20 protein-coding genes are annotated in these 26083 nt (G+C 44.4%); 16 read left to right on the top strand and 4 right to left on the bottom strand.

Translation table 11 applies throughout. The annotated features are described in order from the left end of the window. The first annotated feature begins 14 nt into the window (after positions 1 to 14). Positions 15 to 2186 carry a glycosyl hydrolase gene (locus tag G633_RS17465; RefSeq protein ID WP_035770755.1) on the top strand — a complete coding sequence of 724 codons (2172 nt, stop codon included), beginning with the start codon at positions 15 to 17 and terminating at the stop codon, positions 2184 to 2186. Positions 2187 to 2258: 72 nt separating this feature from the next. Here the strand turns inward: G633_RS17465 and G633_RS0105010 are convergent, their stop codons facing one another. Continuing rightward, on the bottom strand, positions 2259 to 2480 hold the full coding sequence (locus G633_RS0105010) for a hypothetical protein (RefSeq protein ID WP_022767585.1): 222 nt from the start codon (positions 2478 to 2480) through the stop codon (positions 2259 to 2261). Between the two features lie 285 nt (positions 2481 to 2765). On the opposite strand from G633_RS0105010, the gene G633_RS0105005 reads away from it, so the two are divergent. The 5 genes from G633_RS0105005 (at position 2766) to G633_RS17460 (ending at position 7896) form a co-directional block, all read left to right on the top strand. Next, on the top strand, positions 2766 to 3548 hold the full coding sequence (locus G633_RS0105005; RefSeq protein ID WP_026519241.1) for a histidine phosphatase family protein: 783 nt from the start codon (positions 2766 to 2768) through the stop codon (positions 3546 to 3548). Positions 3549 to 3679: 131 nt separating this feature from the next. Continuing rightward, positions 3680 to 4240 (top strand): NAD(P)H-dependent oxidoreductase, encoded by a 561-nt coding sequence (locus G633_RS0105000; protein ID WP_035770754.1) that lies wholly within the window; start codon positions 3680 to 3682, stop codon positions 4238 to 4240. Positions 4241 to 4303: 63 nt separating this feature from the next. Continuing rightward, complete coding sequence (locus tag G633_RS0104995) at positions 4304 to 5395, top strand: acyltransferase family protein (protein ID WP_026519239.1); 1092 nt, start codon at positions 4304 to 4306, stop codon at positions 5393 to 5395. A gap of 183 nt (positions 5396 to 5578) precedes the next feature. Further along, entirely contained in the window at positions 5579 to 6982 is a 1404-nt protein-coding gene (locus G633_RS0104990; protein ID WP_026519238.1) for an MATE family efflux transporter, read from the top strand. A 428-nt stretch (positions 6983 to 7410) separates the two neighbouring features. Then, on the top strand, positions 7411 to 7896 hold the full coding sequence (locus tag G633_RS17460) for a DUF1284 domain-containing protein (protein ID WP_196804232.1): 486 nt from the start codon (positions 7411 to 7413) through the stop codon (positions 7894 to 7896). Between the two features lie 151 nt (positions 7897 to 8047). On the opposite strand, the gene G633_RS0104980 is transcribed toward G633_RS17460, so the two are convergent. Continuing rightward, complete coding sequence (locus tag G633_RS0104980; protein ID WP_022767579.1) at positions 8048 to 8287, bottom strand: GIY-YIG nuclease family protein; 240 nt, start codon at positions 8285 to 8287, stop codon at positions 8048 to 8050. Between the two features lie 146 nt (positions 8288 to 8433). Between G633_RS0104980 and G633_RS0104975 the strand changes: the two genes are divergently transcribed. Further along, on the top strand, positions 8434 to 8631 hold the full coding sequence (locus tag G633_RS0104975; RefSeq protein WP_022767578.1) for a hypothetical protein: 198 nt from the start codon (positions 8434 to 8436) through the stop codon (positions 8629 to 8631). 13 nt (positions 8632 to 8644) lie between these two features. Next, positions 8645 to 8857: a PspC domain-containing protein gene (locus G633_RS0104970; RefSeq protein WP_026519237.1), complete on the top strand. Its 213-nt coding sequence runs from the start codon at positions 8645 to 8647 to the stop codon at positions 8855 to 8857. Positions 8858 to 8871: 14 nt separating this feature from the next. Here G633_RS0104970 and G633_RS0104965 read toward each other — a convergent pair whose 3' ends face one another. Then, positions 8872 to 10071 (bottom strand): AraC family transcriptional regulator, encoded by a 1200-nt coding sequence (locus tag G633_RS0104965; protein WP_026519236.1) that lies wholly within the window; start codon positions 10069 to 10071, stop codon positions 8872 to 8874. A gap of 131 nt (positions 10072 to 10202) precedes the next feature. Between G633_RS0104965 and G633_RS0104960 the strand changes: the two genes are divergently transcribed. From G633_RS0104960 to G633_RS0104940, 5 genes are read left to right on the top strand one after another with little or no spacing between them, the layout of a single operon-like run. Next, complete coding sequence (locus tag G633_RS0104960; protein WP_022767575.1) at positions 10203 to 11717, top strand: MFS transporter; 1515 nt, start codon at positions 10203 to 10205, stop codon at positions 11715 to 11717. A 19-nt stretch (positions 11718 to 11736) separates the two neighbouring features. Further along, complete coding sequence (locus G633_RS0104955; protein ID WP_026519235.1) at positions 11737 to 13950, top strand: glycoside hydrolase family 2 protein; 2214 nt, start codon at positions 11737 to 11739, stop codon at positions 13948 to 13950. Positions 13951 to 13964: 14 nt separating this feature from the next. After that, positions 13965 to 16226 (top strand): alpha-L-rhamnosidase, encoded by a 2262-nt coding sequence (locus G633_RS0104950; RefSeq protein WP_026519234.1) that lies wholly within the window; start codon positions 13965 to 13967, stop codon positions 16224 to 16226. 18 nt (positions 16227 to 16244) lie between these two features. Beyond that, a complete protein-coding gene (locus G633_RS0104945) occupies positions 16245 to 17549 on the top strand; it encodes a glycoside hydrolase family 1 protein (RefSeq protein ID WP_026519233.1) in 1305 nt (434 codons plus the stop codon). Then, entirely contained in the window at positions 17549 to 18418 is an 870-nt protein-coding gene (locus G633_RS0104940; RefSeq protein WP_026519232.1) for a sugar phosphate isomerase/epimerase family protein, read from the top strand. The genes G633_RS0104945 and G633_RS0104940 overlap by 1 nt, the downstream gene beginning before the upstream one ends. A 5-nt stretch (positions 18419 to 18423) precedes the next feature. Here the strand turns inward: G633_RS0104940 and G633_RS0104935 are convergent, their stop codons facing one another. Then, on the bottom strand, positions 18424 to 19329 hold the full coding sequence (locus G633_RS0104935; protein WP_035770752.1) for a DMT family transporter: 906 nt from the start codon (positions 19327 to 19329) through the stop codon (positions 18424 to 18426). 107 nt (positions 19330 to 19436) lie between these two features. Here G633_RS0104935 and G633_RS0104930 point away from each other — a divergent pair, with 107 nt between their 5' ends. The 3 genes from G633_RS0104930 (at position 19437) to G633_RS17455 (ending at position 26082) form a co-directional block, all read left to right on the top strand. Next, entirely contained in the window at positions 19437 to 19937 is a 501-nt protein-coding gene (locus tag G633_RS0104930; RefSeq protein WP_026519230.1) for a hypothetical protein, read from the top strand. A 178-nt stretch (positions 19938 to 20115) separates the two neighbouring features. Further along, positions 20116 to 24954: a carbohydrate binding domain-containing protein gene (locus G633_RS0104925; RefSeq protein ID WP_026519229.1), complete on the top strand. Its 4839-nt coding sequence runs from the start codon at positions 20116 to 20118 to the stop codon at positions 24952 to 24954. Positions 24955 to 25521: 567 nt separating this feature from the next. Continuing rightward, entirely contained in the window at positions 25522 to 26082 is a 561-nt protein-coding gene (locus G633_RS17455) for an alpha/beta hydrolase (protein ID WP_022767568.1), read from the top strand. The last annotated feature ends 1 nt before the right edge of the window (position 26083 follow it).

Below are 26083 nucleotides of genomic sequence, written 5' to 3'. Positions count from 1 at the left end.
GAAAGAGGTCTTATATGGATCGAGAAATTTGGAAAAACCCGGAATCAGTAAAGCGCCTGGATGAAGCTCAGTGCCCGCTGTGGTTCTGGAATGACAAGCTGGAGAATGAGGAACTCGTAAGACAGCTGAGCCTCATGAGTGAAGTGGGCGTTAAAAGCTGTAATCCTCATGCCAGAACAAACGGAGGAGAGGGGTTCATCGGTGGATATTTGGACGATGAGTGGTTTGACCACATAAAGACTGTGGTGGACTACAAAAAAGAGTCCGGTGAACCTATGTGGCTGTATGACGAAATAGATTGGCCGGCTGGAACCTGTGGAAGGAGTCTTACAAGGAATGAAGATTTCAGGGAGCATTACCTGGTTTTTGAAACTCATGAGATTCCGGCAGGTTCGATGTTCAAGGCGCAGAGAATGTTTGCACTGGCTCTTTATATAGTGGATAAGGAGAGTGGAGATCTGATTGACCTGGCGCCATTTGAAGAGAATTATCTGTTTGGCCCGGAGCTCTGCTTTAAATCCGATCGCGATGCTGTCTGCTATATAGTTCGCGTGCAGATCCGCAGCTATGATAACGGTGGGGATGAGGAGATAAGTTATATAAACAGAGAGGCGACAGAGGCTTTTCTTAAGTCGACTTATGAGCTGTATGCTGAGCGCTATGGTAACTGTTTTGGGAATACAATAACAACCGTTTTCAATGATGAAACCCGCATGAGTCATGCGTTTGTGTGGGACAAGAGAATTCCTGAGCTATTTAAAGAGACTTACGGGTATGACATTATGGAGTGCCTGTATTTGCTTCCGCTCGAGGGTGAGAGAGCAGGGAGACTTCGGATAGACTATTACAATCTGATCGCTGAAATGTATGGAAAGAACTATTTTGAAGTGATCAGGAAGTGGTGTAATGAACACAGGCTTAAACTCTTTGCGCACCTTTTGGGAGAGGAGTCAATTTATGGGCATGCCAGGTACAGCGGTGATTATCTAAGGCAATATCGCTACATGGACGTTGCCGGTGCTGATCACCTTGGAAAGGGCATTGGGAGTCTTAATATCAAGTTTGCTTCAAGTGCTGCGCACTCCTATGGAAAAGAGCGTACGGCTGTAGAGGTTTTTGCCGGATGTGGCTGGGATATGTCTTATGAGGAGTACATCAGGATGATAACCTGGATGTTCCAAATGGGAATGCAGACCATAATAAACCATGGATTCTTTTACTCAGACAGAGGTGAGCGAAAGAACGACTGGCCACCATCTCAGTTCTTCCAGTGGAAAGGGTTTGACAGGATGGCAGAAGCTAATCGCATGACCAGGAGGCTTCACTATGCTTTGACTGATGGCTATAATGATGCGCATATTCTGGTCTTCCATCCACTGGACAGCTTTTTGCTGGATTATCAGCCGGATAATCTTTTTACACATGCGTTTATTTCAGGGCCCGTACTTAGAAGTGAAAGGGCACGCAGGATTGATCAGGGTGAACAGATTCTCATGAATACACTTTTGTGTGAAAACATGGATTTTGAGGTGCTTCATAGGGATGCATGTGAGAACTTTGCTGCTGAGAAGGGGGCGATTGAGAATAGGCTTACAGGTCAGAGATTTAGCGTTCTGATACTACCGTATTGCAAGGTCCTTCCGCTTTCGGCTGCGCGTATTGTTAGGGACTTTGCTGTCGGCAGCGGACGTGTTATCTGCGTTGAGGAGATCCCGGAGATGGGGGTAAGTACCGCAGAAGATGCCGGGGTGCAGGAGATTTTTGGTGAAATCCGTGACAGGTGCCTTGTGATATCTGGAGATGAGATTGGAAAGATTGCCGATATAATCGGAGATGCGATAGTACGTGATGTTGAGATAATCAGCGGAACAAGCAGAACTACTAATAATCATATGTCCTATGGGGATTATCTGATAGATCCTTATGTACATACCGGGGAAGATATTTCCGGAGTTATGTATAACACCTACGTTGCTGGTAATGAACGTAGAACGTTGTTTATGAATTATGGAAAAGAGCTAGAGGAGATCCGGGTGAGAGTAAGGAGCCTTACAAAGCCCATGATTTGCGATACGCTGAGCGGTGAAGTGCGAGAGGTTTCGGACTTTACCGTGGATGGAGACGACTGGTTCTTTGACCTTACACTTCCGAACACGCATGGAATTGTTGTAGTTGCCGGCATGTGAGCTGGATCATAATGAAAAGTGCCTCGCGCTGTGTTTTGTTATCAGCGGAGGCACTTCTTTAATTTACTTTATTTAGTTTTTAACTCGTACCGGGATCAGCTTGAGATCTCCAACGCCGAAGAACAGGGAGTTTCTGATCATCCCTATTCTGTAGAGGTTAAGCACGTAGAACATGGCAACCATGATCTTAAAGGTGCCAAAGTTCAGAATAAGTTCCTCCACTGTGGGCGGATATCCGCGCCTTCTGGTGTAATTTCCTACGAATTCAGCAATTGCTGCTTCAAGTCTGTTCATATTAGTAATCCCCTTTTGTGTTTTTTACTCACAATGAACATTCTACAAACTTAATATGTTTGTTTTGTGGCTGATAAATTAAAAAAGTATAAAATCGGTTTTTCGTGAGTTGTGAGTCACCGGGGACGTTTCACTTTGACTCATTTTGAGACACCGGGGACGTTTCATTTTGACTCATTTTGAGACACCGGGGACGTTTCATTTTGTCTCAAAATGAGACAAAGTGAAACGTCCCCAATGACTCAAAACAGAATATATAATAGAATAGGTATGAGGTGACAGACTATGAGAATACTGATTTTTAGGCATGGGGATCCCAATTATGAGATTGATGGCCTGACAAATAAGGGCAAGATTGAGGCTGAGCTCCTTGCTAAGCAGATTAAGAGCTTTGGGATTGAAGAGACGTATGTTTCACCTCTTGGCAGAGCGAGAGCCACAGCTGATTATTCGTTAAAAGAGCTGGGGATGGAAGCAGAGGTTTTGGACTGGCTTCAGGAGTTTCCGGCATATTTTGATGCAAATAAAGCGGATCCGGAGACAAGAGGGGCTTATAAGAACGAGCTTAAGGTAGGCAGTGACGGGACTTATGAGAAACGTATTGTCTGGGATATGATGCCCTCTTATTTTGCGGAGCATCCGGAAGTTTTTGATGCCAAGGCCTGGCGTGATAGCGAGGTGGCAAAGGCATCGAATATTTTGGAGATCTATGATCATGTGATCGAATGCTTCGATGAGTTTCTGAAAAAGCAGGGCTATGAGAGGAATGGAAACGTATATAAAGTTAATGGCGGGAATGAAAAAGTGCTAGCATTCTTCTGCCATTTTGGGATAACATGCGTTTTGTTATCGAGAATTTGGAATGTATCGCCATTTATTCCGATGCAGTTTCTTGCCATGGCTCCGACATCGCTTACAGAAATCGTGACAGAAGAAAGGGAGAAGGGAATTGCGATCTTCAGGACACTGAGAATTGGTGATATTACACATTTGACTGTAGGTAATGAAGAACCATCTTTTTCTGCGAGATTCTGTGAGAGATTTGAAAACGAGGATGAGAGACATTGAGTCATTGGGGACGTTTCAGTTTGACTCATTTTGAGTCAAACTGAAACGTCCCCGGTGTCTCAAAATGAGACAAAGTGAAACGTCCCCAGTGACTCAAACTTCCCAGTGACTCAAAAAACGAGGAAATGATGATGAGTAGGAAGATTCTTTTTGTTAATGCATGTGTACGTAGTGATTCAAGGACTCTGAGGCTTACGCACAAGCTGCTTGATAAGATCGGGCAGCCATATGATGAAGTAAAGCTTGAAGAAATCTCTTTTCCGGTAGTAGATGAAGCATTTCTCAAGATGAGAGATGCCATTATAGCGGCTGAAGACTTCGCAAACCCTGTCTGTGTCCTTGCAAGGCAGTTTGCAGAAGCGGAAACCATTGTCATAGCTGCGCCTTACTGGGATTTGTCTTTTCCTGCATCGCTCAAGCAGTACTTTGAGCAGATAAATGTTCTGGGTGTAACCTTTAAATACAATGAAAAGGGCATTCCTGTAGGACTTTGCAAGGCGGAAAAGGTCTTTTACGTGACAACCGCCGGAGGCGACTTCGCGCCTGATGAATACGGATTCGGATATGTTAAGGCCCTGGCACAGAACTACTACGGAATTCAGGATGTCAGGAAGATTGAGGCTGTTGGCCTTGATATTTACGGCGCTGATGTGGATGCCATTATGAAAGCTGCTGAGGAAGAAATTCTGTGATAAACGTGTGATATTCAGACTGATATCCTTGTCTTACGGTATAAATGACGAGGAGAAAATGTTATGAATAAGGAAGTAGTCAACGTTGGAAGGCAAGAAGAGCTGGATTGGGGCAAGTCTTTGGCAATAGTTGCCATGATCTGCGTGCATGTCTATGAACAGCTCAGCATAGTTGATATTGAAGTTGTTCCCACAGATGCTTTCAGAATTATATTGGAGTTTGTTGCCGGCCCTCTTACAGCGCCGTTATTTATGTTCTGTATGGGTGTTGGAATAATGTATTCAAATAACAGTGCTCCGCTCCAAATGGTAAAAAGAGCCTTTAACCTGCTTAGAAATGGATATCTTCTGAGCTTTTTTAAAGGGACCATTCTTGTTGCAATAGCCTTAGCGCTTGGTTATACGATCAATTGGACTCTTGCTGATTCTCTTTTCCTTGTAAGTATCTTGCAGTTTGCGGGAATGGCATTTCTTACAATCGCTCTCATGAAAAAATTAAGGATTAGTCTGCCGGTAATGCTGGTGATTTCTCTGGCCCTTTCAGTACTTGGAGGACAGCTCTCTGAGCTTGATTTTTCAGGATCATGGCTCCAGTATTTATTTGGACTTTTCTTTGAAACCAACTATGTTACAACCTTTCCGCTGTTTAGATGGATTTTTTATCCTGTGTTTGGCATGATCTTTGGCTATTTCCTGTTAAGAACAACGGATAAGAGCAGGTTTTATCTTAGAATTTTCCCAATAGGAATTTTGGGAGCGGTAGCTTTTTCCATTATTTATACTGCTTTGGGATTCGATCTTAGAACTATGTTTATGCTGTCGGGCAGAGTTTATTATTCTCAGTCATTACTGCATTATTTGTTTACTTCGCTAGTCATTATGGCTGTGCTTCCTGTGTACTACTTTTTATCTGTAAAGATCAAAATTGAGCCGGTAAATAAGGCTGTTTCATATCTGGGTGAGAATCTTGGTTCAATCTATCTGGCGCAGTGGATGATAATTCCTTATGTTCAGGCGATTCTGGTTCTCGTAGGAGATGTCAGAATCGATGTAGCATTGATCATTCCTGTGGGAATTTTGGTTTTACTTGGCAGTATAGGAATAATAGAATTGATCCGCCTTGTTAAAAGAAAAATTCTGCGCATGACTTTTTAGAAAATCGAAAAATGTTTGTGAAACATGACTATTACATGAGGCCATTAAAATCGGTAAAATTTTAAACTGAAGTTTAGAAATGAATATTTGGTTGTCTGCAAAGAGATTGTAGACAGCCTGGTTGTAACTGTACGCGTGTGAAAGTGAAGACCTTCGCATGCGTATTTTTTTATGGAGGTTTTTATGAATCAGAACACAAACAGATATCTTGCAGAAGAGAAGATCGGCAAGCTTCTTTTGAAGTTTTCTATTCCTTGTATCATGTCTCTACTGGTATCCGCACTTTATAACATTGTGGACCAGATATTTATCGGAAGAGGAATCGGTTACCTTGGAAATGGCGCAACCAACGTTGTTTTCCCTATAACTGTCATCTCTTTGGCTGTAGCTCTTATGATTGGCGATGGCTGTGCTGCATTTTTGAGCCTTTGTCAGGGCAAAAAGGACCTTAAGAGCGCTAATAAGAGCGTGGGAAATGCGCTGACACTTCTTGTTGTTATCGGAATTGTGATGACAGCTCTTTTTGCAATATTCAAATCACAGATTCTGCTTGCGTTTGGCGCAACTGAGAACAACTTTGCCTACGCCAGCGAGTACTTTAACTTCATTATTATGGGCATTCCATTCTTTGTTGTCGGAAATGGCCTTAATTCAATTATCAGGGCAGACGGAAGTCCCAAATTTGCGATGATCACAACACTTCTTGGATGTATCATCAACGTTATGCTTGATCCAATTGCTATCTTTGCGCTAGGCTGGGGCATGAGAGGTGCAGCGCTTGCAACTATAACCGGTCAGATTGTTACTGCAATTTGCGGACTTGTATATCTTACAAGAGCTAAGTCCGTTAAGCTTGGGCTTAGAAGTTTTATGCCATCCCTTGATATTATTGGTAAGTTCCTGCCTCTTGGAATCAGCAGTTTCCTTACTCAGATCTCAATCGTAGTCATCATGGGCGTTATGAACAATATCCTTGTAAAATACGGCGCAATGAGCAAGTACGGCGCAGACATTCCGCTTACGGTTGTGGGAATTGTTATGAAGGTATTCCAGATTGTAGTATCAGTATGTATCGGCATTGCAGCAGGTTCACAGCCTGTAATCGGCTATAACTATGGCGCCGGAGAGTATAAGAGGGTTCGAGAGCTCTTTTTAACTATAGTAAAAGCTGAGGCAATTGTCGGACTTGTGGCGCTTATCCTCTTCGAGGCATTTCCACTCCAGATCACAGCAATCTTCGGAAGCGAAGACGGTCTATACAATGAGTTTGCAGTGCTTTCATTCAGACTTTTCCTGTCGATGATCGTGCTCACATGCATTCAGAAGTCAGTTAGTGTCTTCCTTCAGGCGCTGGGCAAACCTGTTATGTCCATGGGACTTTCACTTCTCAGGGAATTTGTGTTGAGTGTTCCTCTTGCAATCGTTCTTCCTATGTTCTTCGGAGTTGAAGGCGCACTGTACTCCGCACCAATCGCAGATATCGGCTCCATGATCGCAGTTATCGTCATGTCCGCAGTTATGCTCAGGGAGCTAAAAGAGAAAGAGGAGAGCTCTCTGCAGTTTGTAAAGGCCGAGGAAGCAGCCTGAGAATTACTGTAGCTAGGGAATTATTGATGATATACAGTAGCGCGCAACTGATTGATTCATGGTGCCTACTGTATCGGAGATGTTTTTAGTTCTCTACAGTAGTGCCTATAGGGTTATTTTGCAAAGGCCTACGGTAGGTTGATGTTTTTATTTATCCTACAGTAGGATATAGCTAATTTCACTCCAAGATTTCTTGATAACTAACTGTTGAAACGTGATTTTCTACTGTATTTGAACAGACTCTTTTCAGATACAGTAGCATATTGCTAACAAGGGCTATTTTCTCTGCTGTAAATAGTGAAATGTTGTTCATATACAGTAGACAGTGACGACTAATCGAAGGATTTGCGCCATAAAGTGCTATAATACAATCTTGAAAGAGCTATACAAGTAGGGAGATTGTTATGGAGCTTAGGCCACATCATGGGATGTGTTTTCAATTTTATGAAGGAAAGGGTTATAGCGAGGATTTCACGGACCACATGGGCAGGGTGATTGCGCAGCTGGAAAAAGACCCTTCGCAGGAGGTTAAGCTTACTGTAGCAACGGACGTTGTGTGCGCAAATTGCCCTAATAATGAAGGTGGAAGTTGCAATAGCCTTGATAAAGTTAAAAGATATGACGAGGAAGTGCTGAAAGCATGCAATCTGGTAGAGGGAGAAGAAATCTCTTTTGCCAAATTCACACAGCTAGTTAGGTCAGAGACTATAGACAAGGGGCTTCGGAGTAGCATATGCGAAGACTGTAGCTGGGACTATATCTGCAGACCGAAGGAAAAGGAGTCAAAGAGAACCGTCCTCGTTGACTCACAGCTAGTTAGGTCAGAGATTATAGACAAGGGGCTTCGGAGCAGCATATGCGGAGACTGTAGCTGGGACTATATCTGCAGACCGAAGGAAAATGAGACAAAGTGAAACGTCCCCAGTGACTCAAAATGAGACAAACTGAAACGTCCCCAGTGACTCAAAATGAGACAAACTGAAACGTCCCCAGTGACTCAAAATGAGACAAACTGAAACGTCCCCAGTGACTCAAAATGAGTCAAAGTGAAACGTCCCCGTTGACTCATTTTATAAGAGCCTGTTTCTGGGCGTGGGTGAGTTGTTTTAAGTGCCACTCGCGGCTCATGGCTTCTTCCTTAGTTTCAAATTCTTCAAAATAAACCAATACAACCGGGAGCCGGGGCTTTGTGTATTTAGCGCCTTTGCCCCGGTTGTGTGTTTCTATTCTCTTTTCAAGATCATTGGTGTATCCGCAGTAGTAGGTGCCATCTGCGCATTCCACGATATAAGCATAGTGTTTCATAGGCTGATTATAGCAGATTTGAGTTTATCCCTCCAAAAATGTAAAATAAGACACAAAAATACGCCAAAAAATGGATGTAACCTTTCTATGTTCGGTTATAGAATAAACTTGTAACAAAGCAACCGGTACTAGGAAGGGGGAAGCTTATGAGCAACTTTTGGAAGGGATTTTTAGTTGCGCTGCTTATTGTTTACGTTATCTCTCCGATGGATCTTTTACCAGGACCTGTTGATGACATACTGGCAATAGTCTTTGCCCTGGCTGCCACCAAGAACAGGCAGAACATAGAAAAAAGAGATAATGAGAGAATTGAAGTGATTGATGTTGATGGAACCGAACTTTAAGGAGGTACGTGTGATGGAAAAGAAATTGTACAGAAGCAATGACAGAAGAATCTTTGGTGTATGCGGTGGTGTTGCTGAATACTTCGGCTGGGATCCTACAATCGTAAGAGTTCTTTGGGCAGTATTCTCATTGTCCGGAGGCATTGGACTTCCGCTTTATATTATCCTTACATTCGTTATGGATAATCGCCCTGATTATGTCAGCAAATATGACCAGCAGCAATAAGAAAAGCGCACCGATCAGGTGGCTTTTCTGAATTCTGTAGGCGTCATATCATAGTTCTTTTTAAATACTTTAACGAAGTAATTATTGTCGGAGTAACCGACGTAGCTGCTGATCTCCTGGATAGGAAGATTTGTCTTCTTCAGGAGGTTGGCAGCTTTTTTGCAGCGCAAAAGAGCTATATACTCTGTCATGGTAACCCCGGTTTCTTTTTTGAATACCTTGGCCAGGTTAGATATGGACATATTGGCATTTGCTGAGAGATCTTCGTTTGATATATGGTCCCCGAGATGCAGATTAATGTACTCAAGGACTTTCTGAATTGATGGAGAATACTTGTCCAGAGACAGCTTGTGATTGTGAACTGCCTTTGTCAACTCAACAATCATATCGGTTTGATAGCGGACCTGAAGATCGGCGTTGTTTGTGGCTGATGAAAGCTGAGTGTATTTTTGGGTTATCTCATCTATTGTAATGACCGAAAGACCTGATTCTTCCGCAGCTTTTCTGGAAAGAGCTTTAAGTATTGCCAGACCATAGCCCGAGGCGTAGTAGTTAAGGCTCTCTTTCGAAAATACGGAAAGGACCTCAGGGCTGGACATTTTTTCAAATGCGGACAGGATGTTTTTGGTATCCCCGTTTCTTATCATCGAAAGGAACTGCTTTTCCTGATCATATCTCCTGTAGATTTCACTGTAATTCTTCTCGGACAGTTCTGTCTTATCATCTTCTTCAGATACATCCTGAATAAATCCCGATAGTCTTCTGTATGAATACTCACTTTCCGTAGGGGAAAAAGAGATTATGCATTTATTTACAACACTGGTGATCTGCTCGGTATACACAATGGGAAATGCTGTGTAATACAGCTTAAACGCCAATGATTTGGATGAGGATTCATCGTTTTTTGCAAGTACGGTTTCTGTCTTAAGCTCTGAATATTTCTCTTTTACATAAGGTCCGATTATATAAATCCTGTTATCAAACGTAAAAAAGGACGCACAGATTCCCAGCTGGTCTATGAGCTCATAGATCATGCTTCCTTTGGATGAGGCCAGAAGATAGTACAGAGCATCGCCTGTAAACATGGGCTGCATCTTGATGCTGAAGCAATACTTCTTTTCGAAGGCCTCAAGAGAGCTGTCCATGTCTGTTGCATCCGTGACATCCACAGAGAGCAGGTTTTTTAAAAGAGCTGAAAAAAGAGTGTGGTCCATATTTTTTCCTCAAAACAATAAAATAATACTAATCGGGATAAAATAATTCTAACATATTGCAAAACTAAATGATACTATGACCATAACAGGAAAGCTTTCAAAGATTATCATGCAACTGAAAGGGGTTAATAATGAGTAAGGACAAATCTCTGATAAGAGAAGAAAATGGGGTAACTTATAAAAGAGCTAAAACCTGGCATATTGCGCTTGCAATGATGACAGGTGCAGGGCAGATGGCATTTTATCTGCTGATGAATGGTGCAACATATATTGGAAATTCCAACTTTGGAATACTTGTTGCAGTTACAGGACTTATTATCACAGGATCAAGGCTTTTGGATGGAATTACAGACCCGGTAATAGCTTTTTTCCTGGAAAGATTTAATTCCAGATTTGGAAAAGTAAGATTTTCAATCATGTTTGGATGGCTTCTTATGGCCATTGCTACGACGCTGATGTGCAATATAGGGGCAAAGCTGTCACTTACGGGTGCAGCGGGAATAACATTTTTTGTCCTCTGCTATGTGATCTATATCATTGGTTATACATTCGTAAGTATAGCAGGTCAGATCAATATGAACATTCTGACAAATGATCCAAAACAGCGTCCTACAATCGGTGTCTGGAGTACAGCGTATTCATATCTGGTTCCGATGATCATGAGCGTTGTGGCATCGGCTGTGATTCTCCCAAGATTTAATAACATTCAGGGAACAGAATACTTCGCAACTTACAATGTAGTGGTAATACTTGTTTCACTCTTTTTCTACATTCTGGCATGCATTGGAATTGCGCCATACGATATTCCTGAGAATTTCGAAGGGATTAAAAAGGCCGGCGAGGCAGATGAAAAGCCTAGCTTTAAGGACATGCTGGCACTAATCAAGGAGAATAAAGAGCTTCAGAGATTCATCATGGCTGCAACATCCGATAAGCTAGCCCAGACGATAGGTTCTGCAGCAGTAGTTTCCACAATGCTTAACGGAATCATGCTAGGATCCATGGCTATTTCATCAATTCTTTCTGCTGTTGCAATGCTTCCATCCATTATTTTTGCAATTATTGGTGCGAAGATTGCAGGTAAACAGGGTAGCAGAAAGGTAATGATCGACTGGACCAAGAACTGTATCGGACTGAATATCGCATTTGCAGTATATCTTTTATTTACACCTACAACTCTTGTGGGAACAGTATTCGGTGGCAACTTATCAACCGGAGCAGTTCTCATGGCAATCACTTATGTACTCTTTACATTTGGAAATAACGCAATGAAGATGGTTGTTTCTGTATCAACAAGCGCGTTCAGAATGGATGTTGTTGACTATGAGATGGATCGCTCAGGAAAATACATGCCTGCGACAGTATCAGCTACTTACAGCTTCATTGACAAAATAGTTTCATCCTTTGGTGCAACTATCGCAACACTCATGATCGGACTTATAGGATATACAACTACTGCTCCGCAGCAGGGCGATCCGCTTACCTTTGGCGTCAGGGTTATGACCGTAATACTTCTTATCGGATTCCCTATAGTGGGATGGATCTGCACACTTTTGGCAATGAAGAATTCTGAGCTCACATACGAGAAGATGGAAGAGATCCAGAAGAGTATCGGCGAGAAGAAAAAAGCTGCAATGGGGCAGTAAAAAGCTGGAGAGGTGAAACATGCGAACAACAATTCTTTGGAATGATAACTGGATATTTGAAAAAGAGGGAAAGAGCGAGAGTGTAACTCTTCCTCATACCTGGAATGCTATTGACGGACAGACAGGTCCCGAGCAGTATTACAGAGGAACCTGCCTTTATAAAAAGACATTTGAAAGACCGGTAATGGAAGAAGGACAGCGGGCGTATGTGGAATTTCGCGGCGTTAATTCTTCTGCAAAAGTTGCTTTAAACGGCCGTGAGGTTGCGAGCCATGATGGCGGATATTCGTGTTTCAGGGAAGATATTACAGAGGTACTTTCAGATTCAAATGAGATGGTAGTTTCTGTTTCCAACGAGCCCAATACAAGGGTGTATCCACAGAAAGCGGATTTCACTTTCTATGGTGGCATTTACAGAGATGTTTATCTTGTGGTTGTGGATGAAAAGCACTTTGACATGGACTATTATGGTGGAAAAGGACTGTACGTCACACCAAGACTAAACGGAAATGAAGCTGAAATTGAAATAAAGGCATACACGAGCGGCGGAGAGCGCGTAAGAATATCAATAGATGGTGTAACAGAGCAGGAGTTTGAGGTGGTTCCGGCAGAGGATGCATCTTGTGGATATGTTGCCTGCGGTAAGATTACGATAAATGCGCCACATTTATGGAACGGTCTCAAGGATCCGTTCTTGTACAACATAACAGCAACTCTTTTGGATGGAACAAAAGAGTGTGACAGAATTTATGACAGATTTGGAGTAAGACAGTTCCATGTTGACCCTCAAAAGGGATTTTTCCTAAACGGAGAAAGCTATCCGCTTAGAGGAGTCTCAAGACATCAGGACAGGGCAGGAGTTGGCAATGCACTGACAAAAGAAATGCACAAGGAGGACATTGATCTCATCCTCTCCATGGGCGCCAATTCCATAAGGCTTGCACACTATCAGCACGATCAGTACTTCTATGATCTTTGCGATGAAAAGGGCATAGTGGTATGGGCTGAGATTCCATATATTACCGTACATATGGACAGTGGAAGAGAGAACACCATATCCCAGATGAAAGAGCTGATAAGCCAGAATTACAATCATGCATCAATAATGTGCTGGGCACTTTCAAATGAAATATCTCTGCAAGGCGTAACTGAAGACCTTTTGGAGAATCACAGGATATTAAACGATATTGTCCACGAGATGGATCCTATCAGATATTCTGCCATGGCAAATCTGTTCCTTCTTGAGACAGACTCGCCTCTTGTTACACTGCCTGATATTCGCGGCTACAATCTCTACTATGGCTGGTATGTAGGCGAGATGGAGGACAATGACAAGTGGTTTGACGACTTCCATAGTCAGCATCCTGATGTGGCAATAGGACTTACGGAGTATGGCGCAGATTCAGTAATTACGCTTCAGTCTCCAATACCTGAAAAAGGCGATTATACAGAGAGTTATCAGGCTGTTTATCACGAGCATATGCTTGAAATGTTCAGCACCCGTCCATATATCTGGGGAACATATCTCTGGAATATGTTCGAGTTTGCTGCAGCAGGACGTGATGAGGCAGGAGATCCGGGCAAAAACCACAAGGGTGTCATCACCTTTGACAGAAAGCAGAAGAAAGACGCCTATTACATTTATAAAGCATGGTGGTCAGATGAGCCTTTCATCCATCTTTGCGGAAAAAGATATCACGATCGCATCGAGGATAATACAGAGATAAAGGTATATTCAAACCAAAAGTCCGTCACACTCTTTGTTGACGGCGTAGAAGTAGGAAGCGCAAGCGGAGAACATGTCTTTAAGTTTAATGTTCCCATAACCGGAGTACATACAATAAAGGCTGTTTCAGGCGAGTTATCTGATGAAATGGAGATAGCAAAGGTTTCCGAGCCTAATCCGGCATATTTCGCACCGGATAAGAAGGTACGAAACTGGTTTGATAAGGCAGATGAGCCTGAGGAAAAAGAGGGATATCTCTCCCTTTCAAGTACAATGGCTGAAATTCAGGCTATTCCTGAAGGAAAAGCAATTCTCGACAGGATGATGGCTGCAATGACATCAAGAACAGCAGGCGGAATGGGAGAAGGCGTAGAGATTTCAGAAGCAATGCAGCAGATGATCGCCCGCCAGCCCCTTAAGAAGCTCCTGCAACAGGGCGGAATGGATATAGAATCCGACGAGATTAAGGCACTTTCAAATGCTCTTATGAATATCAAAAAGCGCTAAAACAGAGGTATTAAATGGAAGCGGCTAAGATTTTTGAAAAAGCAAAGTGGATATCACCTGAAACCGTGACAGAACCTGATAAGAGAAAGGGAGCAGGATATTTAAGGACCACATTCTCTTATAAAGAGGGGAAAGTTTGCATATATGCTACAGCACACGGCTTATATGAAATACTGATAAATGGCCGGGAAATCACGGATGCACGTCTGACACCGGGATGCGATGAGTATGATAAAAGGCTTCAGTATCAGGAGTATGAGATCACTGAAGTGCTAAAGCCCGGTGAAAACGAGATATTTATAACGCTTGGTGATGGTTGGTACAGAGGATGCAACGGAATTGACGGCGTGAGAAACCTCTACGGCAAGGATATTTCATTTCTGTGCGCAGTGATAGGCGATGGAGACATGGAGAATCCGATACTTGTCACGGATTGCAGCTGGGATGCCTGTGAAAATGGTCCCATAAAGCTTACGGACCTTGAGCTGGGAGAGACCTATGATGCCGGTGCGGGCTTTGGTGAGTGGCATAAGGCCGTGGAGATGTCTTTTGACAAAAGAAATCTGACAGCCCAGAGGGCGCCATTTATCACTGAGCATGAGGTATTTGAAGGAAGGCTCATCACTACTCCAAGTGGAGAGAGTGTATTTGATTTCGGCCAGAACCTCGCCGGTTATACTTCTTTTGTGGTAGAAAACGCCAAAGGCGGTGAGAAGATCTGCCTCGTCCACGGTGAAACCCTGGATGAAAACGGAAACTTCACGATCAGTAATTTCCAGCCAGGAGACAGAAACAAATCCGGCGGAATCAAGCAGGAAATAAACTATATCTGCAAGAGCGGAAGAAATGAGTTTAAGCCGCATTTTTCGATGTTTGGATTCAGATATGCCAAGATAACGGGCGATATTTTACCGGAAAACATCAAAATAAAGAGCATTGCTGTTTATTCGGACATGAAGGAAACAGCGGGCTTTGAATGTGGCGTGGATGAAGTAAACAAGCTCTTTAAAAACAGTGTATGGTCCATGAAGTCGAACTTCTGCGATATTCCTACTGATTGTCCCACAAGGGAAAGAGCCGGATGGACAGGCGATGCAGCGGTCTTTGTGAGGACAGGTGCGTACCTCATGGACTGCAGGGGAGTTTACGAGAAATGGCTTGCGAACGTGAGGATAGGGCAGCATTCAGATGGCAAGATGGCGTATATCTGTCCCAAGAACTCAAATCCCGGCAAGATAGCAGAGATGTTCTCAGCTTCAGTAGGCTGGGGCGATGCGGCTGTTATAGTGCCCTGGAATCTGTACAGAATATACGGCGATGAGCAGATACTTAAAGACAACTATGAAATGATGAAGAAGTGGGTGGATTTCCTCGGAAGAAGGGCAGGCAAGAGCAAGCTCAAGAACCGCTTTGGAAAGAACCCTTACAGAAAATACATCATCGACACCGGAATGGACTACGGTGAGTGGTGCGAGCCCGGAGCAGATGTTATGAAGACCATGATGGCTGCTTTCAAGGATGGCCAGCCTGAAGTGGCAACAGCTTACTATGCATATTCATCGGGGATTCTCGCCAAAATATCAGAGCTCCTTGGAAATGGCGCCGATGCGGATAAGTACAAAGAGATCTCGGAAAAGGCGACTGAGGCATACAGATATCTGGTTCTGAAAGACGGGCATATAAGATCTGACAGGCAGTGCGAGTACGTAAGGCCACTTGCGTTTTGTCTTTTACCTGAAAAAGAGGCAGTGGAAGCTGCTAAGGACTTAAATGAGCTGGTAGTGAAAAATGACTATCATCTTAATACGGGCTTCCTTTCAACGCCTTTCCTGTGCAGTGTGCTTGCAGATTACGGCTATGTGGATACGGCATACAGGCTGCTGTTGCAAAAAAGCTATCCTTCGTGGCTCTATGCGGTGGAGAAAGGTGCTACCACTATCTGGGAGACCTGGGATGGCGTCAGAGAAGACGGCACTGTCCATGATTCACTGAATCACTACTCCTATGGAGCTGTTTCCGGATGGCTTTTGTCCGGTGTCTTGGGAATCAGGTACGATTTTGACAAAGTCCTGATAAAGCCTCTGCCGGATGAGAGACTTAAGTTTGCAAAGGGCTACTATGATTCGCCTAAAGGGCGCATTGTTTCTGAATGGAGATATATTGAGAACGCGAATACTTTTGCTTACCACTTTGAAATTCCTGAAGGAATGGAAGCAGAGCTGGAGCTCCCGGGCGGGGAAAAGAGAATTCTGACAAGCGGAAGTTATGAGATTTAAATTATGGAGGATAGGAAAATGAACAAGTTCGAGAACGGATTTATGCTGGGCGCTTCTACGGCAGCCCACCAGGTTGAAGGAAACAATACAAATTCAGATTACTGGGTAATGGAGAATATGGAGTATTCACAGTTCGTTGAGCCTTCACTGGATGCTGTGGATCACTATAACAGATACGAAGAAGACATCAAGATGCTGGCAGATGCAGGCCTTAACACCTACAGATTCTCTGTTGAATGGGCACGTATTGAGCCAGAGCAGGGCAAATTTGATGAAAAAGAGATTGAGCATTACAGGAAGATGATCAAATGCTGCAGGGACAATGGTGTTGAGCCGGTTATTACCCTCATGCATTTCACATCACCTGTGTGGCTTATAAAACTGGGAGGCTGGGACAATGAGCAGGTTGTAGAGCTTTTTGCCAACTATGCAAGGTTCGTCACAGAGCAGCTTGGAAGCGAGATAAAGTATATCTGCACCATAAATGAGGCCAACATGAGACTTCAGATAGGCGCTCTCATGGAGAGATTTAAGAAGCAGATGATGGCGAAAATGGCAAATGCAGCCAAAAGCAGTGGTGACTCCATGGAGGGACAGGTTCAGGTTGGACTTAATCTCTCTGACCCGATGGAGAAAATGAAGCTGGCAGCAATGGAGAATGCCAAAGTATTCGGAGATCCTCAACCGCATACATTTGTTTCTGCAACAGATGCAAATGGCGATATGATAGTTATAAAGGCGCATCAGGCAGCCAAGGAAGCAATCAAGGCTGTTAATCCTGATATTCAGGTTGGTATTACTCTTTCCCTACACGACTGCCAGTACATAGAAGGTGGCAAGGAGCGCGCAGACAGCGACTGGAATGAGGAGTTTAGCCATTACATTCCTTATATCAAGGATGATGATTTCTTTGGACTTCAGAATTATACAAGAACTACTTACGGCCCGGATGGAATTGTGCCTGTTCCCGAGGGAACACCAATGACACAGATGGATTATGAAGTATATCCTGAGGCTCTTGAGCATGTAATAAGACGCGTGCATGAGGAGATGCCAAATGTTCCGATCATGGTTACAGAAAATGGAATAGCAACATCGGATGACGAGCAGAGAGTTAAGTTTATCGACAAGGCAATTGAGGGTGTTCAGAGCTGTATAAATGATGGAATTCCTGTCATCGGATACTGTCACTGGTCACTGATCGACAATTTTGAGTGGCAGAAAGGTTATGCGCTGACATTTGGTCTTTGCGCAGTTGACAGGAAAACACAGATCAGGGCACCAAAGCCCAGTTTGAAGCATCTTGGAGGCTATTTGAAATAATGAAAGACACAGTACTGACGGGCGTGCAACAGATAATGATTGGAAGCAGATGCAATAGCTATGAGAGTGCACTTAGCACGCTTAAAGCTATTAAAAGTGCAGGATATGATGGCATTGAACTTAATGACTTCATGATCAAGCCAACGCCTTTTATTGTGAAGCTACTTACTAAATTTGCCGGTATGCCCACAGGGAATGGCGGAAAACTCGACTGGAAGAAACTGATCTCAGAGAGCGGATTGAAAGTCATAAGCCTGCACAGCTATCTAAACAGCATTGAAGAAAATCCCGAGGCTGTAGCGAAAGAAGCCTTGAGCTTTGGAACGGACACTGTTGTTATAACCGGTATGTACAGGTTTGATTACGGAAATGCATCAGAGGTAAAAAAGCTTGCTGAGCGCCTGAACAAGGCAGGAAAAGCTCTTTTACCCTATGGAGTAAAACTGCTTTATCATAATCACAATGTAGAGCTGCAGAAGATCTCAGAAGATAAAACTGCATATGATGTGATCATCGAAAACACAGACCCTCAGTATGTAAACTTTGAGCTTGATACATATTGGATTGCAGATGGTGGTGCCGATGTCTCCGCCCTGATAAATAAGCTGTCAGACAGGATGGTGATGTGGCACATAAATGACAGGGGATGTAGAAAGAAGGGGCCTTTCATTACGCCTATTCTTAAGGAAGATGCTGCTGAACTCGGAACAGGGAATATGGCCCTTGGTACTATTCTGGAAAATGTACGGGCAACTTCCAAAGTGGAAGCGATTGTTTTGGAGACCCATAAGAACTGGATCGATAATGATCCTGTAAAAAGCTTTACTGTAAGTGCAGAATGGTTAAGGAAACATCAGTTGATATCCTGATGATCTTACGATTTCGACGGAATCTGAGCCAGAAGAACTGCGGAAAAGATCAAAACGCAGCCTGTGATCTCTTTTCCCGACATCAGCTGATGGAGTATCAGCCAGCCAAAAACCGACGAGAACACCGATTCAAGGCTCATGATGAGGGATGCAAGGGCAGGATTTAAACCGCGCTGGCCAACAGCCTGCAAGGTGTAGCCTACACCACAGGAAAAGATACCTGTATAGAGGATGGCTATCCAGGAAGAAGGCGCAGATAAAGAGCTGATCCAAGCAGAAGGATCAGGCATAAATTCAAATATAAATGCAGCCACTAGTGAAACTGCGCCACTTACGAAGAACTGAACGCACGCAAGTGCAACGGGACTCATGATGGGAGCGTAGTGATCAACGCACAGGATCTGCACCGAGAATAAAAGAGCGCACATAAGGAGCGCCAGGTCTGCGGTTGATATTGAAAAGCTTCCGCCGGAAAAAGGATTGCAGAGAAGGTAAAGACCGACAAGGGCGATTCCCACAGCTGGCCATACCCAGATGCTGCATTTTCTGCCGATGAAAAGACCTATAATCGGGACCAAAACGATATAACAGGCTGTCAAAAAGCCCGCTTCACCGGCGCCGGCGCCAAGTGCGATTCCGGCCTGCTGGAAGGTGGATGCCAAAAACAGAGCAAGACCACATATTACGCCTCCAAGGAGCTTATTAAAAGGGATCTTTGAAGGCGTTATATTATGCCCTTTTAAGAATGGAAGAAGGCATACTCCGCCGATAATAAAGCGTATTCCGTTAAAAGTGAAAGTACCGACCCTGTCACCTGCTACGGACTGAGCTACAAAGGCAGCTCCCCAAACGATGGATGCCAGCAGGAGCAGTAATGAATTTTTAATCTGAGATTCTCGAATTTTTTCCATAACAGGCCTATTATAGCAGATTGCGAAGAATTTAGAATACTTTTAGATTTGTTTTCGGGAAATGGTAGTAACATAGAATCGTTATGAAATTTGAGGAGGAATGTATTATGAAAAAGAAATTCGCAGTTATGTTTGCATGTGTTATGGCCCTTGGCCTTGTTGCATGCGGTACTAAGACAGAGGAGACAAGCAGCTTACAGGTTGAGGAGATTCCTGCAGCAGAGGAGACTGTACAGACCAGCGAGACTACAGAAACTGCAGAAGCTACAACAGTAGAAGAACAGACTGCAGAGGCAGAGACACCTGCAGAGACAACAGGCAAGATCACAGAAGAGCAGGCAACTCAGGCAATCCATGATTACTGCATAGAGTCTTTCCCTGATCTGGCAAATATGGAAGGTTCAGATGATTACACTCTCTACTGGGAAGCCAGCACAAATGAGAATGGCGAGATTGTTGTTCTTTATAGATCTTACACAGGTGCACTGATCCGCTATTACGTTAACCCTGAGACAGGCGATACCTACGTTACAGAGCAGGTTCCGGGCATCATTGATGATGAGCAGCGCACAGAAGAGACTTTGAATGTAAAAGACTATATCAAGTGATATTTAACCTGTATTTAGGTAAAAATACACAAGTATGGAGAAAGTATTTAGGTAAAAACAGAGAAAATCGGGGTTTTAGCAAGAATAGAATATAGAACGCAAGAATAAGAGATGTAGTAATTTAGCCGGTAAATATAATTTAACTTACAAAAACAATTACTTTGTAAGGGAGGATTATATGAAGCTGAAGAAAAGAGTTTTGTCACTAATTGTATCAGCCGGCCTGATTTTCACATCTGCAATGCCTGCTTACACGGTTGCAGCTGCTGAGCCACCGGGTAATGCAGGCTTTTCTAATTATATCACTGTGTCCGGTACAAAGCTCATGGACGGGGAGAATGAGCTGAGGTTCGTATCTTTGAACTATCCGCAGGCAACGAGTGATACACCTTGGGAACATGCAAATGCCATGAAGACCTTCAGGGCAATGGGAGGAAATGTAACAAGGACCTACACAATTCCGGTGTTCAACGGGCAGAACAGTGCAACAGCGTATGTTACAGGCGTTGATAGTGAGGGTAATCTTACCTTTAATGAAGATGCTCTGAACATGCTCGATGATGTGCTGGCCAAAGCAAATCAGTACGGGATCAGGGTGATCGTTCCCTTTGTTGATCACTGGCACTGGATAGGCGGAATGGACGGCTACGTCTGGCTTGCGGGGGAGTCAGACGGGAAAGCACCGTCACAGTCAGGATTTCAGGACTGGGCATGGAGGTTCTACAGCAGCGAGAAGTGCATGGATCTCTTTAAACAGATGATCACACATCTGCTTAACAGAACCAATTCGGTTACAGGGGTCATGTACAAGGATGACCCGGCGATACTGTGCTGGGAAACAGGAAATGAAATAGGTAACAGAAGCCAGGTCGAGAGGGACGAGGAGCTCAGCGCCTGGACCAACGAGGTTGTTGCCCACGTAAAGAGCATCGATTCAAATCATCTTGTGTTGGACGGCAGAATGTCCATGTCCCCTAAATCTCTTAGTGCTGACAACCTGGCAGAAATCCTTGGAGCGCACTACTATGAGGGCAACTACGCACAGAGATGCGAAGATGATACCAGAGATGCCCACAATGCCGGAAAGCCCTTTATACTGGGCGAGTTTGGTGCAAAGGTTACTGCGCAGCCCTGTATCGATGTATTCCAGAAGGGCATTGAGAATGACACCAACGGAATAATGATGTGGAGTCTTAGAGCCCACAAGGACGGATTTGGCTACTACTTCCACAATGAGGATGGTTACTGGGCTTCCTACCACTGGCCCGGTTTCGAGTCGGGAAATTATTACGGAGAAACTGAGATAATCCGCTCAATATATGCCTATGCACAGATAGTGAACGGTAAGGCTTCAAGTTACGAAGAGGCTAAGAATATCCCGATTCCGGCGCCTGAAGATGAGGAAGCACCCCTTCTTTATTCAGAAAACGGCACTTCCCACGACAGCTCTTTTGCCGGAGGATCTGTGGGTGATATCAAGTGGCGAGGCGTTGTCGGAGGCGCGTGGTACGAGATCCAGAGGGCGGAAGGAAGTGTGACAGACCAGAACTCCGATGCTTTCGTGACTGTGGCAGGAGAAGAGGATTACATCTATGACTCAGGGAGGAACTGGGAGGATAAAGCCCACGACTGCATCGCAGGCTTCCACGACGAGACAGCCCTTGATGGACTTACCTATTCATATAGGATCAGGGCCTGCAATGAATCCGGAGTCGGCCCATGGTCTAACATTGTGGTTGTAGACAATGTTAAGCACGTGGTAAAAGACAATTTGGACCTGATCGCAGTTTCCAGTAGCGACCCAAATCCCACCGAGATCAGGCGCACTTACAGCAGCGATCATTCTGCAAACATAGAGTATTCCAGCAGTTCAATCGTGAATAAGAGTGCAGAAGAAGGTTATATCGAGTACTCATCAAGGATTCCCGTGGATGAAGTGCGAATTGAAGCTGTAGCGGAAGGTGCTGCGCCAAGGCTCATGGTTTCTAAGGACGGAATCGTTTTTGAAGAGGCTGAGCTTACTCATGATGCAGGAACAACGCTCTATAGCGCATCTTCAGTTCTTTCAACCGGAAATTACTACTACAGCAGAATTTATCTTCAGGGAAACAGCAGCTGCAAGCTGAACAGCATCGAGATTACCTACAAGAATGATGGCGAGTCTTACAATGAATCAGCTGCTTCGGATGCAGTGAGAACCAACGTAATGATTCAGGATTCTGCCTTCGGAGAGGATGTTCCCAAATACTATGTTTCAAAGAGCGATAACCTGGTGCTTGCCGGCGATGGTGCTTTGAGAGGCCTTACTGCATCAGGCGCAGAGAGCGGATCAATCGTTTACAAGACAGGCGATGATATCAATGCTTTCCGCGTGAGCACCCTTGCGGTAGATGGCAAGAGGGCGGTAGTTGAGTACTCCTTTGACGGTGTGACTTTTAAGGAGGCAAAAGAGCTCTCGGCAGTGGATGCAGGCGAAGCTACAAGCGTGGTTTACGGAGACCTTAACGTTTCGGGAGCTGTGCGAGTTATAAGGGTTACAGTTCCGGAAAACAGCCAGGGGCAGGTATTTGTAAAGCTCGTTGAGATCTCAAGCGGACGAAAGATGATCCCTCTTGCTGATTCGGCACCTTCAAACACCATCGAAGACGGAGAGTATTACACAGGTTCAGATGCGAGTCTGAATGCTGTTTACAGCATAACCTTCGGGGAAGGTGAGATCTCTTTTGCAAAAGAGCTATCAGGCAAGGACTACAGCGCGTTTGACAGCATATATCTGTGGGTGAAGCCTGACGGAAGCGGTAATGAGCTTCAGGTAAGACTTAGGGACAGTGAGAACAGAGTCTGGGCAAGTGAAAAGATAGCTCTGAGCGGCGCTGCGCAGATGAATAAGCTAGCGATTGACAAGAGCGGTGATTTCAACTGGGGAAGTGTCAGCGGAGCTGAGTTTGTCATAGTAAACAATGATGGTTCAGCCGGTGCAGATGGCTCTATTATGCTGGATTCTGCCAATGTATATACAGGTAATTACGGAATCGGACTGGAGTATTCATTTGGCGGAGAAAGCAGCAGAGTTTATATTGACAGTGTCTATGCAAGTTCATCTACAAAGGTGGATGATTTTGAGGGCTACAGCGGATCAAATACGCTGCTGAACCAAGCATATTCGAGAAATACAAACGGTGGAACTTTTAATCTGTCACTGGATTCGGGCAACAAATACGAGGGTTCATATGGGCTCAGGGTTGACTACGACTACAACGGAACGGGTTATGCCGGAGCAACCAAGACTATGGATATGCTGAACCTCAGCGGATATGACGGATTTACGATGTATCTTGATTCCGACGGGTCAGGTAACGAGATCAAAGTCCAGATGGAGACTGATACATCAACTTACGCTTACACGGGTTATATGACTGGTAAGGGCCCGATGATCATGTACATGCCCTTTAGTAAGATCATACAGCCCGATTGGGCAACATCGGGAACACCTCAGCCAATCGACAGTTCGCAGAATCTTAAGTCGGTGTCGATTTATACAAACCAGAGCGGACAGGCTGCCAGCGGAACGTTTTATGCGGATGACCTTAAGGGCGCCAATTTCGCTGAGGATCTGGCATCAGGCGCCGGAGTTTCCATGGATGAGCCTTCTGAGGAGATTACAGAATTTCCTTACAGTATTGGTGGTAGTGCATCTTATGTGGAGTATGTGACTGTAACGGTTGGTGATAAGAAATTTAACGTGCCTGTAGATGCCGATGGAAAGTGGAGCTATGAGCTCACTGAGGATTTAGGACTTTATAACACGGATGCACTGGGTCTCAAGGCAGGAATCTATTATCCTGATGGTGAAGCAGTGGTTGAGAGTGCAGAATATGCAGTTAAGCTGCACCTTGAAGCCAATGATGGGCCGGAAGAAGAGAAGTATGACAATATCATCTGGAGCTGGGACTTCGAAGAAAAAGGCGTGGAAGGCTGGACTTTTGAAGGATTTTCTCCATGGCTTGAGAGCGGAAGGCTGGTGGCCTGGTCTCAGGATGGCTATGAAGCAGAGTTTTCCTTCACTGTTACGGATATTCCAAACGGAGTATATGCGCTCTCAAACGATATAAAGGTAAAGAGTAACATGAACAGCGCAGTAATGGCGCTGATTTCCGGGGATAATGAAGTAAGATCCCTGCCGATCGATACTGCGGACCAGATTGTAGAGGATCAGCTCCTTGGGGAGAAGATCACTGTTGAGAATAACACGGTTACGGTCAAGTATTATGTGAATGCGCCTGTTGATGCCAATGGCGTGACCTTTGCTGTCGGGGATGTGAAGTTGTATCTTATGAAGAGCCTTGAGAGCGAGGAGCCTGAAGGTGTTGAAGAGCCCGGCGGAAATGAAGGAACTGAAGGCAATCAGGGATCTGAAGGCAATCAGGGAACTGAAGGAAGTCAGGAAACCGGAGATTCCGGAAATGCTGGTGGCTCGGGAGAAGCCGGTAGCGCAGGAAACACAGAAGGTTCTGGAAATGCAGGAAATACAGGCGGCGGACAAGTAAGCCAGGACGGAAGTCAGGAACAGAGTACTGGTGGAAGTGGTGATTCTGTGGGAAACACACAGGCACCGACTACTCAGGTATCAACTACGCAGGCATCAGGTAAGACTTCAACAGCATCTCAGGAACAGAAGCAGAGTGCTCCACAGACCTCAAAGCCAGGCACAAAGCCGAGCGCGGCTCAGACAACGATTGATGATGAGCCTGTAGCACTGGCAGATTCTGTGAAAGAGGCATCTACATCAGATGAAGAATTGGCTGAAGAGACCAATATGCAGGAAAACGTGCAGAATACTGAGGAGAAAGCTGATGCAGTTGAGGGAACCAATATCCAGGAGGAAGAAGTACCTGAGGCTTCATTCAATAACGTAGAGCCATCAGACAGCTCTTTTCCTATAGTCCCTGTAAGTACAATAGTAGTTCTGTTGATTATTGCATTAGCAGTATTTGGAATAAGAAAACGCTTTAGATAATAATATTCAGCCATGGAGTCAGTGGGACAGAAGTCACTAGAACCGTCCCCCTGACTCCTTCAATTTTTTTATGGAATCACTAATATCCCCGGAAACGCCCTGTAAAGTGCATCACAATGACCTTCAAACAAGTTACTTGGTTGGAAAGCTTTTTTCAATTGCATAACAAAAATTGTCATATGAAAAATTAGTTGGAAATTACAAGCCTCCACACTTGGAAAATTTGATGCCTAGCGTCTTCCCTGCATCACAACTACCGGCCTACGGATGCCATGTGATGTAGTTTTTTTCAAATACTTGTTTGCGACACCAAAATCTTTTTTGCAATTTCCAACTATTTTTTGCATAGAGGAAAGTTATGGGGTTGTCGAAATCACGTTTCCAACCAACGTTCAAAATATACGGCCATGTGATGAAAACTTAGGCCAATCAAGCTTCTCGTTCCTCTATTTTTCCATACCCCAACCCCAGTATTATTCATATATATAGAAAATCCTCGGACAGCGGAGCATAAATGGCTTCTAGGGGATATAATAGTATCAATAACAGAAAGGAATGACACAAAAAATGAGCAAGATTGCCGTAATCTTTCCCGGAATGGGATACCACAGTGATAAGCCGCTTTTATACTTTGCAAAAAGGCTGGCTCGAGAGGCCGGATATGAAGTGGTGGAGGTTAATTATGAATTCCCGTTCAAGGCAAGGGAGATCATGAATGACAAAGTCCACATGAAGGAAGCCTTCAAAATGGCGGTTTCGCAGATAAAAGAGCAGCTTGGAGAAATGTCTTTTGACCAAAGTGAAGACGTAGTATTCGTGGGAAAGAGTATAGGCACAGCGCTTGCTGCGTATTTCGACAGCGAGCTTGAAGTTGGCGCCAGACAGGTGGTGTTTACGCCGGTTCCGCAGACCTTTGACAGGGTCAGAAAGGGCTCAGGCATTGTCTTTCACGGACTTGCTGATCCCTGGTGCGACACAGAAATCGCGGAAGAGAAGTGCGCGGAGCTTGAGCTGCCTTTGTACAAGGTAGAAAGAGCTAATCATTCTCTGGAGACTGAGGATCCGATGGAGGATTTATCAAATCTTCAGTGGATCATGGATAAGGTAAAAGACTTTCTGGTTGATTAAG

The organism is Butyrivibrio sp. FCS006 (assembly GCF_000424525.1).
Taxonomy (GTDB): Bacteria; Bacillota; Clostridia; order Lachnospirales; family Lachnospiraceae; genus Butyrivibrio.
The sequence above is the reverse complement of the archived record's forward strand: the minus strand, read 5'-3'. Positions and strand labels throughout refer to the sequence as shown.